This is a genomic window from Dissulfurimicrobium hydrothermale (assembly GCF_022026155.1).
GTDB classification, from domain to species: domain Bacteria; phylum Desulfobacterota; class Dissulfuribacteria; order Dissulfuribacterales; family Sh68; genus Dissulfurimicrobium; species Dissulfurimicrobium hydrothermale.
The window spans coordinates 887,834-899,676 of record NZ_CP085041.1; the positions used below are offsets into that span (position 1 = coordinate 887,834).

The 11,843-nt window shown below is 50.2% G+C and carries 12 protein-coding genes; 5 read left to right on the forward strand and 7 right to left on the reverse strand.

Translation table 11 applies throughout. The features are described from left to right. Positions 1-4: 4 nt before the first annotated feature. The gene (gene rpoC / locus LGS26_RS04325) at positions 5-4,087 is read left to right on the forward strand and encodes a DNA-directed RNA polymerase subunit beta' (RefSeq protein WP_237889541.1); all 4,083 of its coding nucleotides are present in this window, start codon (positions 5-7) and stop codon (positions 4,085-4,087) included. Then, complete coding sequence (locus LGS26_RS04330; RefSeq protein WP_237889543.1) at positions 4,084-4,800, forward strand: class I SAM-dependent methyltransferase; 717 nt, start codon at positions 4,084-4,086, stop codon at positions 4,798-4,800. Before rpoC ends, LGS26_RS04330 begins: the two co-directional genes overlap by 4 nt. Before the next feature lie 23 nt (positions 4,801-4,823). Here the strand turns inward: LGS26_RS04330 and LGS26_RS09780 are convergent, their stop codons facing one another. Both LGS26_RS09780 and LGS26_RS04335 read right to left on the reverse strand, forming a co-directional pair. Beyond that, the gene (locus tag LGS26_RS09780) at positions 4,824-5,114 is read right to left on the reverse strand and encodes an FmdB family zinc ribbon protein (protein ID WP_407932039.1); all 291 of its coding nucleotides are present in this window, start codon (positions 5,112-5,114) and stop codon (positions 4,824-4,826) included. Positions 5,115-5,190: 76 nt separating this feature from the next. Next, on the reverse strand, positions 5,191-6,846 hold the full coding sequence (locus LGS26_RS04335) for a DUF3373 family protein (protein ID WP_237889544.1): 1,656 nt from the start codon (positions 6,844-6,846) through the stop codon (positions 5,191-5,193). 211 nt (positions 6,847-7,057) lie between these two features. On the opposite strand from LGS26_RS04335, the gene LGS26_RS04340 reads away from it, so the two are divergent. Beyond that, on the forward strand, positions 7,058-7,414 hold the full coding sequence (locus LGS26_RS04340) for a molybdenum cofactor biosynthesis protein MoaE (protein ID WP_237889547.1): 357 nt from the start codon (positions 7,058-7,060) through the stop codon (positions 7,412-7,414). Between the two features lie 50 nt (positions 7,415-7,464). After that, on the forward strand, positions 7,465-8,094 hold the full coding sequence (locus LGS26_RS04345) for a class II aldolase/adducin family protein (RefSeq protein ID WP_237889548.1): 630 nt from the start codon (positions 7,465-7,467) through the stop codon (positions 8,092-8,094). A 5-nt stretch (positions 8,095-8,099) separates the two neighbouring features. Here the strand turns inward: LGS26_RS04345 and LGS26_RS04350 are convergent, their stop codons facing one another. Further along, positions 8,100-8,978 (reverse strand): S66 peptidase family protein, encoded by an 879-nt coding sequence (locus LGS26_RS04350; RefSeq protein ID WP_237889550.1) that lies wholly within the window; start codon positions 8,976-8,978, stop codon positions 8,100-8,102. Positions 8,979-9,094: 116 nt separating this feature from the next. On the opposite strand from LGS26_RS04350, the gene LGS26_RS04355 reads away from it, so the two are divergent. After that, on the forward strand, positions 9,095-10,063 hold the full coding sequence (locus tag LGS26_RS04355; protein WP_237889552.1) for a DnaJ C-terminal domain-containing protein: 969 nt from the start codon (positions 9,095-9,097) through the stop codon (positions 10,061-10,063). Between the two features lie 166 nt (positions 10,064-10,229). Here LGS26_RS04355 and LGS26_RS04360 read toward each other — a convergent pair whose 3' ends face one another. From LGS26_RS04360 to LGS26_RS04375, 4 genes are all read right to left on the reverse strand, one after another. After that, a complete protein-coding gene (locus LGS26_RS04360; RefSeq protein WP_237889848.1) occupies positions 10,230-10,967 on the reverse strand; it encodes an MFS transporter in 738 nt (245 codons plus the stop codon). After that, the gene (locus LGS26_RS04365) at positions 10,907-11,341 is read right to left on the reverse strand and encodes a hypothetical protein (RefSeq protein WP_237889977.1); all 435 of its coding nucleotides are present in this window, start codon (positions 11,339-11,341) and stop codon (positions 10,907-10,909) included. The genes LGS26_RS04360 and LGS26_RS04365 overlap by 61 nt, the downstream gene beginning before the upstream one ends. 9 nt (positions 11,342-11,350) lie before the next feature. After that, a complete protein-coding gene (locus LGS26_RS04370; RefSeq protein ID WP_237889554.1) occupies positions 11,351-11,572 on the reverse strand; it encodes an MFS transporter in 222 nt (73 codons plus the stop codon). Positions 11,573-11,633: 61 nt separating this feature from the next. Continuing rightward, positions 11,634-11,843: a hypothetical protein gene (locus LGS26_RS04375; protein ID WP_237889556.1), complete on the reverse strand. Its 210-nt coding sequence runs from the start codon at positions 11,841-11,843 to the stop codon at positions 11,634-11,636.

The following is an 11,843-nucleotide window of genomic DNA, read 5'->3' on the forward strand; positions in this document are numbered from 1 at the left end:
TCGAATGGAAGATCTCCTTTCTTTTTTTTCAAAACCGAAAGATCCTTTAAATTTTAAGGCGGTCAGGATATCTATAGCCTCACCCGAAAAGATGCTCGAGAGGTCTTTTGGTGAGGTTAAGCAGCCTGAGACCATAAATTATCGTACCTTTAAGCCTGAAAGGGATGGCCTTTTCTGTGCCAGGATATTCGGTCCTATAAAGGACTATGAGTGCCTGTGTGGCAAGTACAAACGAATGAAGCACAGGGGTGTAATCTGCGAGAAATGTGGCGTAGAGGTCATTCAGGCGAAGGCTAGGCGCGAACGTATGGGCCACATAAGCCTTGCCGCCCCTGTGGCGCATATATGGTTTTTAAAGAGCCTTCCGAGCAAGATTGGCGCCCTTCTTGACCTTAGTCTCAAGGAACTGGAAAGGGTCCTGTATTTTGAATCCCATATAGTGCTCTCTTCCCAAGTGCCTGAACTTGCTGTGGGCACCATATTATCAGAGGAACTTTACACAAAAAACCTTGATCTTTACGGCTCCAAGTTTGAAGTAGGTATAGGTGCAGAGGCCATCCAGATGCTCCTTGCAAGGATAGATCTCGATTCCCTTTCAAGGGAGCTGAGAGACGAGATGATCAAGACCAAGTCGGAGGCGAAACGCAAGAAGCTCGGGAAGCGCTTGAGGGTGATAGAGGCCTTTAAAGACTCGGGCAACCGACCTGAATGGATGATACTTAATGTCATCCCTGTGCTTCCGCCGGACTTGAGGCCCCTTGTTCCCCTTGACGGTGGACGCTTTGCTACATCTGACCTCAATGATCTATATAGAAGGGTCATAAACAGAAACAACCGCCTCAAGAGGCTCCAGGAGCTCGACGCCCCTGATATCATCGTGCGTAACGAGAAGAGGATGCTCCAGGAGGCGGTTGATGTACTGTTCGACAATGGACGCAGAGGGCGTGTTGTGACTGGTCCCAACAAAAGACCTCTTAAGTCCCTTTCTGACATGCTGAAGGGGAAACAGGGACGTTTCAGACAGAATCTCCTTGGCAAGCGTGTCGATTATTCGGGCCGCACAGTAATTGTCGTTGGTCCCGAACTGAGACTGCACCAGTGTGGCCTTCCAAAACGTATGGCGATTGAGCTTTTTAAGCCCTTCATCTACAATAAACTTGAAGAAAAGGGCCTTGTGACCACTATAAAGAGTGCGAAGAAGATGGTGGAAAAAGAGGTTCCAGAGGTCTGGGACGCCTTGGATGAGGTGGTGAAGGAATATCCCGTTATGTTGAACAGGGCACCTACATTGCACAGGCTGGGTATTCAGGCGTTTGAGCCTATTCTTGTCGAGGGTAAGGCCATTCACCTGCACCCACTAGTCTGTACTGCATACAATGCAGACTTTGACGGCGACCAGATGGCGGTCCATCTGCCTCTGTCTGTCGAGGCCCAGACCGAGGCAAGGGTACTTATGATGTCCACCAACAACATACTTTCGCCCGCGCACGGTGAGCCTATTATACAGGCCAGTCAAGACATTGTGCTCGGTATCTATTATATGACCAGGGAACGGCCAGGCGTAAAGGGTGAGGGCAAGATATTTGCTTCAAAGGAAGAGGTGATTCAGGCCTGGGATGCCAGCATCGTGCACTTGCAGGCGAAGATCAAGGCAAGAATTAGGGACGAGCTTGTAGAGACCACCGTAGGAAGGGTGATATTGTCTGACATCCTCCCTGAATATGTGCCATTTTCATATATTAATAAAGTAATGCGTAAAAAGGATATAAACAAGCTTATTGATATAAGCTACAGACTTGCTGGTGCCAAGCAGACCATCATATTGGCTGACGCCTTGAAAAATATGGGTTACAGGTTCGCTACATTGGCAGGCATTTCTATTTGCATAAACAATCTCGCCGTGCCTGTGCGCAAGGAAGAGATACTTGAGAAGGCCCAGGAAGCCGTTTCAGAAGTTGATAGGCAGTACAAGGAAGGTCTGCTTACGGAGAGCGAGAGATATAATAATGTTATAGATATCTGGACAAGGGCTACTGACGAGGTCGCCTCAGAAATGATGGAAGGTATCTCCGTTGAGTACCATCGCAACGCTAATGGTGAGGTGGTTTCATCACCAAGCTTTAATCCGGTTTTCATCATGGCTGATTCAGGTGCAAGGGGTAGCAAGGACCAGATAAGGCAGCTTGCCGGTATGCGTGGGTTGATGGCTAAGCCGTCCGGCGAGATCATTGAGACGCCTATAAAGGCCAATTTCCGTGAGGGTTTGAGCGTGCTTGAATATTTTATCTCTACTCACGGCGCAAGAAAGGGTCTTGCAGATACGGCGCTGAAGACAGCCAATTCCGGCTATCTGACTAGAAGGCTCGTTGATGTGGCCCAAGACTCTACGATATATGAAGAGGATTGTGGTACCATTGATGGGATTGAGATGGAGCATCTTATAGAGGGCGGTGAGATCATACAGCGTCTCGGAGAACGCATATTGGGTCGTGTAGCCCTCATGGATATTGTGGATCCGGTTACTGGCGAGGTATTGGTCAAGGCCAATGAGGAGATAGATGAAGATGCTGTAGTCAAGATAGAAGACGCCGGGATCTCCAGGGTTGAGATCAGGTCGGTTCTTACCTGTCGGTCGCCTTATGGGGTGTGCGCTAAGTGTTACGGGCGTGACCTTGCAAGAGGGCGCATGGTAGCTATTGGTGAGGCTGTAGGTATTATAGCCGCAGAGTCGATCGGAGAACCTGGTACACAGCTTACCATGAGGACATTCCATATAGGTGGCGCAGCTGGTGGCAAGGTCGAGCAGGCGGATATCAGGGCAAGAGGGGGTGGAGTCGTGCGTTATGAAAGGATTAGCGCGGTGCGCAATCCTGCAGGGCGCATGGTGGTGCTAAACAGGAACGGCGAGCTGGTGATCATGTCACATGACGGCAGGGAGAGGGAGCGTTATCCAGTAATATACGGGGCAGAGCTATTGGTTGAAGATGGGGCGGCTGTTGAGCCGGGTCAAAAGTTGGCTGAGTGGGATCCGTTTACAAACCCAATCCTTGTAGAGGTGTCTGGAAAGGTGAAATTCGGGGATCTTATAGATGGGGTCACTATAGAAGAAAAGGTGGATCAGCTTACGGGTAGGGCGAGTCGTGTGGTTATACAACATCGGTCTTCCGACTATACGCCTCGAATTTCGATTAAGGATGAGCGGGGAAGGACATTGAAGTTGCCAAGCGGCAAGGGAGATGCCCGCTATCTTCTTCCGGTTGGTGCCATCGTTGTAGCGAATGAGGGTGACGAGATCAGGGCTGGAGAGATTATTGCAAAGATACCTAGGGAGACGACAAAAACAAAGGATATTACAGGAGGTCTTCCTAGGGTTGCGGAGCTCTTTGAGGTGAGAAAGCCGAAGGAATATGCGATTATATCCGAGATAGACGGTGTTGTGTCTTTCGGTAAGGACCTAAAGGGCAAACGGCGTGTGATCATTACCCCTGAAGTCGGCGAACCCAAGGAATACATGATACCGAAAGGCAAGTATATAAATGCCCACGAAGGTGACTATATACGTGCAGGCGAACCACTAATGGATGGCGTAATCAATCCGCACGATCTCCTGAGGGTCAAGGGTATAAAGGCCTTGGCCCGTTATATGGTAAATGAGATCCAAGAGGTCTATCGGCTGCAGGGTGTCAAGATAAACGACAAACATATCGAGGTGATAGTCAGGCAGATGGTGCGCAGGGTTAAGATTACAAGCGTGGGCGACAGTACGTTTATGCTCGGCGAACAGGTGGAACGCTATAGATTTGAAGAGGAAAACGAGAAGTTGATCGCCGAAGGCCGGCAACCTGCAACCGCTGAGCCGATGTTGCTCGGCATAACTAGGGCCTCTTTGACGACTGACAGCTTTATATCTGCAGCTTCGTTCCAGGAGACGACGAAAGTCCTTACCGATGCATCAATTGCCGGCAAGATAGATTATTTGAGGGGTCTTAAGGAAAATGTCATAATGGGCCGATTGATTCCGGCGGGGACAGGACGGGTCTTTTATGACGAGAAAGAGTGCCGCAGGGCCGCTGCTGCAACGTCATGAATACAGAACCAGAACGATCGATGTCGGAGCTTATACCTCCTTGTGTAAAGTCGGTTTATGAACGTCTGGATTCCAGATATTCATTGGAATTTGAACCACTGACTGTAAGGGGCAGGCATTTTAATTTTCTCCATCCAGGCGATATAGAACCGCTGATCAAGGGGAGAGACATCTTCGCTGACGTATCCGATTTTCCTTTCTGGGTCAAGATATGGGAGGCGGCGGTCGTGCTTGCGGATTTTATGGCGAGGATGCCGACGGACCCTGGTAGGCGTATCCTTGAGCTCGGGGCCGGTGTGGGTGTGGCCGGTATTGTGGCGGCTGCTTTTGGCCACTGTGTTACGGTAACGGATTTTGACGATGAGATATTGGATTTTGCAAGGGTATCTGCCGCGGTCAATGGCTGTGAAGGCGTGTTTCAAAAGAGGCTAGATTGGCTTGAGCCTGACGGCTCACTCGGTAAGTTTGAGATTATAATAGGTTCTGAGATACTCTTTAACTCAAGGTTCTTCGCACCCCTCCTGAAGGTGTTTGAGATATTTCTTGCGCCGAATGGCGTGATTTATCTTTCCCATGACAAAAGACGCAAGAGCCTTGCAGGGTTTTTGGGGTTCTGTTCGGGGTGCTACGATATCGCTATAAAAGAAGTTACACTCCATTCAGGTGAAGACGAGTCTTTTCAGATCTTACTTACGAGGCTTACTCCCAAGTAAAGATAAAATAGGTGGCTGTTTTTCTATTTCTCTCTGTTATGACCCGATAGTTCAAATGTGGCGCAGCTGCCCGACCCGCACGACCTTTCCTGTATAGTGCACCCGGTAGATGCCTTAGACGTAGCCATTGATCTTGACATATTTGTCTTTTTATTCCCTCCGTCTGCCACGGATATGTTGGCTGCGCTTAAAACCTTTTGAACATCAGGGCTTTGGCACATCGGACATCGCACATCTACTATTTCTACCTTACTTATGAGTAGCAGTTCAAAGTCGGAATTGCAACTTCTGCATCTGAATTCATGTATCGGCATAGCTTATCCCTCTATAAAAAAGGGGAGGCGAAGCCTCCCCCTTTTTTATATTATCTTCCTGGTTGATTCGATGGTTTTAGAAGTATACCTCGAAGGTCAGGTAGGCGTTATCCATGCGGTCAACCCCTGGCTGGCCCATGTAAGAGGCATTCTGTGGATCCTTCAGGTTGTCGATATCAATCGGTTTACCCACCCAGTTTCCACTTCCTGTGTAGTTTATCCAGTAATACTGATAGCCTGCCCTGATGAATGCGCGGCCAAGCTTTGAAAGTGGTGTGTCTGGAATATCCCATATCCAGTAGATCTCGCCTACATGACCACGGGTGGCGAGTTTTGACAGATAAAGGTCATCGGATGCAGGAGTGAAGTTGATCCAGTACCGTGAGCCATAGTTATACTCAACGCCAAGCTTGCTGCGAAGCTGCTCGATAGGTACCCTAAAGCCTACATACGCTGCCCAGCCCCAGTGTTTTTGATCCTCACCCGGGTTGTTAAGTAGTCCGTAGCCGCCTATACCCTGTGATGGGTCACCTGGATTGATAAGACCTATATATTCCCTGCTTACGCCGCGTGGGTCAGTATAGCTCATGCCAGCGCTCAGGAAGTAATCGATATTCAAGAACTGTGCGGGAAGTTTGTGCATGAATACACCGCTCAGATGATAGATATCACCCAGGTTGTTCGACGGTTTGCCAAACATGACCAAGTTATTGTAAGCATTAACTGGGGAGAACATTGTGCTTATGTTTTCCATTGTATCCGGGATGTCTCCGGCCTTGAAGAGCTGGAGGTTTGCGAACATGTCTCTATCAGGGTCGTCGATTACATCCCAGCTTATACCGTATAGATCGACATTGTCTATCTTCTGCTGATAGGGGACATCTTGGAATCCTGTCTGATAACCGCGGCCGTAGCAGATCCTGATTTTACCTGGGAATGGATTAGAATAGGCGTAGCCAACGGTTGCGCCGTCAAAGGTCCAGTCCACGCCAAGGGCTGTAGGGGTTGCATAGCGGTGCAGCAAGTTTTCCTTGAGCTGGAGCGGAGGCCCGTCAACAGTCGGCCTACGGCCAACTGAGAACCATATCGGATACCCGCCTATATTTGTCCAGTTCACATAGGCCATCTCAACCCTGACTGTGTTGTCGTTTGGCCTGCGGCTAATGTTTGGATCCCAGAGATAGCCGTTTGAGGCGAAGAACGGGGCGGCTGTTGCATTAGCCGTCTCCATGCCCCATATCTTGTACATGGCAAGACGGCCCTTGAACATTATGTTCTCGGTTGCCTTGGCGCTCATGTCCAGACGGAGCCTTGTGGTGTAGAGGTCGTCATTTTTCGGGCTATAGCTCCTCTGATAAAATTGGTTAATAGTCGGCATCGGGCCCTTCATGCCGCCCTGCTGCCATGCCTGCAAGGCGCTCATGTACTGCATTTCATCATAGTAACCAGGCACATGCGCCCTGGTTGAATCCACCCTGAATCTGAAATCGCCTCCGTCGAAAGAGAAGTTGGTCTTGGCCAGTCCGCCTCCCACCTTCTGAGAGACCTTCTCGACTGTCTGGCTGGTTTCTTGCTGTTTGGTCTGGACATTTTCCAGTTCCGACTTCACCTTTGCGAGCTCAGCGTTAAGCGCGTCGATCTTTTTCATGAGCTCTTCTGGCGTAGGTGATGCCAATACCATGGCCGGTATCAGCATGACCAATACCATGATCCCTACTAACAGTTTCTTCATCGTTTCTTGCCCTCCTTTTGTTTTTTTAGTTCTCTTTTTTAGTCTACTACATTAAAGGAAACAGCTAAAGCGATCGCGGCCTTCAAGAAGATTAACGCCCGATCAACAGGTGACATTTGTCACACAGTTGACATTTCATTAAATATAATTAAATCGTCATTATGTCAACATTAAAATTCCTTAAAAATTTTTTAAAGTAAGGAGAAACGTTATGAATATAGACTCATTCTTAAAAAGACTTAAAGATGCTGCAGGTGGCAAGGCTGGCATGGTGCTCATCCATAACGGAGTTGTACGGGACCATTCAAGGGATGGACGTCCTGTATGCGCAGTGGATATCGAGGTCGATCGCAAGCGTCTAGATGAGATTATCAGGGATGCAATGCGGCTTCCCGGCGTTGTCGCTGTTGATACAGAGATACGTGAGGGGCGCTTGAATGTGGGCGATGATGTCATGCTCCTCGGCGTGGCCGGTGATATAAGGGACAATACGATCAGTGCGCTTTCGTTGACCCTTAACCGCATAAAAAAAGAGGTCACAAAGAAAAAGGAATATTATATTATATAGTTGCACATTGGGATCGGGGCGCAACAAGATGAATTCCGAGGTATTTTAAATTGAGCGTCAATATAGAAATGGCCGGCCTTCGCAGGTCGATGGTGCTTGTCTGCAGGCTGCTTTATCAGAAGGGGCTTATTGCTGGGCCGGATGGCAACGTGAGCGTCCGACTTGGAAATGGTTTTATCTTGATTACACCAACCGGTGCACACAAGGGCATTTTGTCTGAAAGTGACCTCGTCATGGTGGACGAGAAGGGTGATCCAGCAGGCGATGCCGGTAAGGATCAAGGGCAAAGGCCGTCTTCCGAAATCTCGCTTCATCTCGCCATTTATAGAAAGGATTCAGGTGCAATGGCCGTGGTGCATACCCATGCCCCGTGGACAATGGCCTTGAGTCTTGCAGGGTTTAAGTTTACCCCTCACCTCATGGTCGAGGGAATGATGTTCTTGGGTGAAGTCCCTGTGGTAGGGTATGCACCGCCTGGAAGCAAATTGCTTGCCGATGCCGTAGCTGGGGTCCTTGACAAGGGGCCAGCCCAGATACTCGCGCACCACGGCGCGATAACCCGCGGGCCGAGTTTGATGAAGGCCTTCGAGCTGATGGAATGCCTTGAACATACTGCAAAGATCACAGCCTTGGCGAGGCTCCTTGGCGAGCCCGTTCCCCTGGCGGACAGCGGCGGCTGATATTCCTAAGCCGGGGCTAGTATGCCGACATCGCCGTTCAATTCATATACACCCCCGAGAAGCATCGGAAAGTTGTCTTCGCCGTGGCCTGCAGGGATATCTATGATTACCGGGATATCCAGGCTGGAAAGCCTGTCTTTGAGGAGCTGTTCAGGGCTGAAATCTGAAGACTGGTCCTTTGTGAGGCGTCCGACGGCAATGCCAGATACCTTTGAGAGTCGTCCAGAGGCCACAAGATGGGTGAGCATGCGGTCAAGCCTGTACGGTGCCTCATTATAATCTTCAATAAACAGGATGGCATCGTCCCATGGCGGTTCGTAAGGGGTCGCCAGGGTATGGACAAGGCATGTAAGATTCCCGCCTATCAACCTGCCGTAAACGAGCCGGTTTTTTCCTTTTATCAACGGTCTGGCAGGAAGTGGCGGGAACTTGCCTTTTTCAAGACAGGACCAGAGCGCAGCCCTTGACGCCGGGCTTGTCTTCGGAAGTGTGGTTATAAGCGGGCCGTGGATGGAACGCAGCCCCCTTGAGTTGAGTGCGGCATGTAGGAATGTGATATCGCTGAAGCCTATAATTAAAGGATGCGCAGATCCCGCCACTCTGCCCCAATCGATCTTATCTATCCATCTCGACGACCCATAGCCGCCCCGCATGGTCCAGATAAAATCGTTTGAGACATCCTGCATATATTTGGAAAAACGGGCGGCCTGTACTTCATCGTCTTCGGCCAGATAGTCGAACGGTCCACTGCGAGATGTTGGTCCAAAGGGGTCTCTGGTCCATATCAGTTCAGGTCCTTCAATGTCGATTATTTCAAGTCCTTCCTTGATTTTTTGCGGATCAGGTGGGCTTGAAGGGGCAAAGGGCGCTATTTTTAGGGACATATAATTTCAACCTGTTCTTTTAAGAGGGTCTACCTTGACTTTGTGCTGCATATCATTAAATTGAAATGCAAATTTTATAATATTTCAATGAGTTTTAATAAATTTTGGATGCAGATATGGAAAATGCAAAGGATTATTACAAAGTACTAGGGGTATCAAAGACCGCAACCCCCGATGAGATAAAAAAGGCCTTTCGTAGGCTTGCAATGAAGTATCATCCTGACAAGAACAAGGGCGATAGGGCCGCGGAGGAACGTTTCAAGGAGATAAACGAGGCCTATGCGGTTTTAAGCGATCCTGAAAAGAAGAAACAGTATGATACCTTCGGTTCTTCTGAATTCAACCGTCGTTATACTCAAGAAGATATATTCAGAAACTTCGATTTTGGTGATATCTTCCAGGAATTCGGCATCGGCGGCAAAGGCGGGGCCAGGGCGTGGAGGGTCAGTTTTGGCGGGAGACCGGGTGGCGTAGGCTCATTCGACGATTTGATTAGCCAGATCTTCAGTCAGGGGACAGGTGGCGTAGGCGAAGGATATGAAAAGGCGGACCGCTTTGCCTCCGCTCGGCCTGGCGAGGATATAACGCTTGAGATACCCCTTTCTCCAAGAGAGATGTCTGAAGGTTGTGAAAAGAGGCTTGCCTTTGATGCCGGCGGGCTTGAGGAACGGATATCTGTAAAGATACCACCTGGGGTTGGCCCAGGGAAAAAGATCCGCGTGGCTGGGAAGGGCGGGGTTGGAGCAGGCGGCATAAGAGGGGACCTCTATCTCGTGGTCCGTCCACAGGTTGACAGTCGCTTCAGGGTCAATGGATTGGACCTGGAGATAGATCAGCCGATAAGTTTCAGCAGCGCATGCCTCGGTGGAGAGATCGAGGTTCCGACTGCATTCGGCGGCAGTGTCAGGCTCAAGATACCACCCGGGACCGGGCCTGGAAAGAAGCTGCGTATAAAGGGCAAGGGTCTGCCTGATGGCAAAGGGGGGAGCGGCAATCAATATGTGCGGCTCATGGTGGACGTCCCGAAGAGGCTTACCGTCGCCCAGAAGGAGCTTGTACTCAAGTTACAGAATGAAGGATTGTAATAAAGGCAAACGGACAGCCCGATATTTTATTCATATCCAGTATTGGTGATCTGTCTTGTTGCGCTGCGGCATTAAGTCCATGTATTTCAGTTTTTCATTGATATCCTTACAGGATCTCTGTCTTTTTCATCGGGCCCTTTTGAATCTTGACCCCGCAGGACCGAGATCAGTGGAACAAGATGCGCTTTGTGATCGTTGACCCCGTCAGTTTCCGGATGCCTTGGCGGATTTGCTGGCCAGGGCGGTACGCCCTGGCCAGCAGCAGTACCAGTGGTATGATACTCAAAAACAGTAGGCCAAACACCCAGGATATATCGTTGTATGTCAGCATGGTTGACTGCATGTCCACAATCCGATTTGTCAGCGCATAAATTGTATGCTGCACACCCTGGGTATTGAGTCCTGCATGCCTTAGTGCGGTTCCGGCAATTCGATTGTATTCGGCATAAGGCATATTAAAGGGGTTTACATGATCGACCAGATAGGATCGGTGGATCTGCTGGCCACGATCCACCATCGTGGCCGCCAGCGCGTATCCGATGTTGCCACCGACCCGACGCGCCAGGGTGTAAAGGCCGGTTGCATCAGTCATGTCAGGGCTGGGTACAGTGGACAGTGAAAGGGTGCTTAAGGGCACGAACACGAACGGCATGCCAATACCCATGATCAAGAGCGTGGGGACAAGGTTCCAGAACCCTGCGGCAAGCGACAATCCGGCGAGATCATAATAGGACCAGAAGGTGATCCCGACGCCGAATATCACCAGCACCCGTGCATCGATATGGTTGTAAAGTCGGCCCACGATTGGCATGAAGAGCAGCAGCATGAATGCCCGCGGCGCAATCACCAGCCCTGCCTGGAACGCAGGATATTCCAGCAGGTCCTGTGTAAATTGAGGCAGAATGAATGTAGTGCCAAAAGGGCGATGCCAAAGATTATCCCTATGGCAGAGCCGATGGCCAGCGGGGCATTGCGCAGGATCCGGAAATTGATTACCGGTTCCGGCGCAATCAGTTCCCAAATCACTAGGCTGATCAGCGCCAGTACACAAACAACGGTCCCTAGCACAATCAGGCGCGAATCGAACCAGTTCTCTCTTTGTCCCCGTTCCAGTACGATCTGCATGGTGGTCAGGGCGACCGCCAGCAGACCGATGCCGATCCAGTCGATTTTCTGATCCCGCGCCGCAGATACGGCGGATCGTGAACAAAGGCGCCGATCATGAAAATACCGATGATGCTTATCGGGATGTTGATGAAAAAATCCAGGGCCATCCATAGTAATCCGTCAGCCAGCCGCCCACAATCGGTCAATCGCTGGTGCCAGAACGACCCCCATGCCAAATATGGCCATGGCCATCCCCTGCTCCTCCTTGGAAAACGACTCCCGAAGAATTGCCTGCGAAACTGGGATCAGCGAACCGCCGCCGATCCCCTGCAGCACCCGGTAGAACAACATCTGTGGAAACGAAACCGCTGTACCGCACAGAACCGACCCTACCGTGAACATTGCGAACGACCACATTAGAGCTTCTTGCGGCCGATGAGCGTACTGAACCAGCCGGCCATGGTCACCAGATTTCGGCGATGCTGTAGGCTGTGGATACCCAGGTTATCGATGAGAGATCCTCGGAAAAGGTACCCATCATGTGCGGCATGGCCACATTGACGACACTGACGTCCATGACTGCCATGAACGCGCCGAACATGACCGTGACTGCCACCAGCCATTTATTTACCTCGATTAACTTGGTGGTGGTATTTTCGGATGCGCCGTTCAT

Bases quoted from the DNA above. Each gene is read 5' to 3' on its own strand.
- rpoC (WP_237889541.1), top strand. From the start codon at position 5: ATGGAAGATCTCCTTTCTTTTTTTTCAAAACCGAAAGATCCTTTAAAT.
- LGS26_RS04330 (WP_237889543.1), top strand. From the start codon at position 4,084: ATGAATACAGAACCAGAACGATCGATGTCGGAGCTTATACCTCCTTGT.
- LGS26_RS09780 (WP_407932039.1), bottom strand. From the start codon at position 5,114: ATGCCGATACATGAATTCAGATGCAGAAGTTGCAATTCCGACTTTGAA.
- LGS26_RS04335 (WP_237889544.1), bottom strand. From the start codon at position 6,846: ATGAAGAAACTGTTAGTAGGGATCATGGTATTGGTCATGCTGATACCG.
- LGS26_RS04340 (WP_237889547.1), top strand. From the start codon at position 7,058: ATGAATATAGACTCATTCTTAAAAAGACTTAAAGATGCTGCAGGTGGC.
- LGS26_RS04350 (WP_237889550.1), bottom strand. From the start codon at position 8,978: ATGTCCCTAAAAATAGCGCCCTTTGCCCCTTCAAGCCCACCTGATCCG.
- LGS26_RS04355 (WP_237889552.1), top strand. From the start codon at position 9,095: ATGGAAAATGCAAAGGATTATTACAAAGTACTAGGGGTATCAAAGACC.
- LGS26_RS04365 (WP_237889977.1), bottom strand. From the start codon at position 11,341: ATGGATGGCCCTGGATTTTTTCATCAACATCCCGATAAGCATCATCGG.
- LGS26_RS04370 (WP_237889554.1), bottom strand. From the start codon at position 11,572: ATGTTCACGGTAGGGTCGGTTCTGTGCGGTACAGCGGTTTCGTTTCCA.
- LGS26_RS04375 (WP_237889556.1), bottom strand. From the start codon at position 11,843: ATGAACGGCGCATCCGAAAATACCACCACCAAGTTAATCGAGGTAAAT.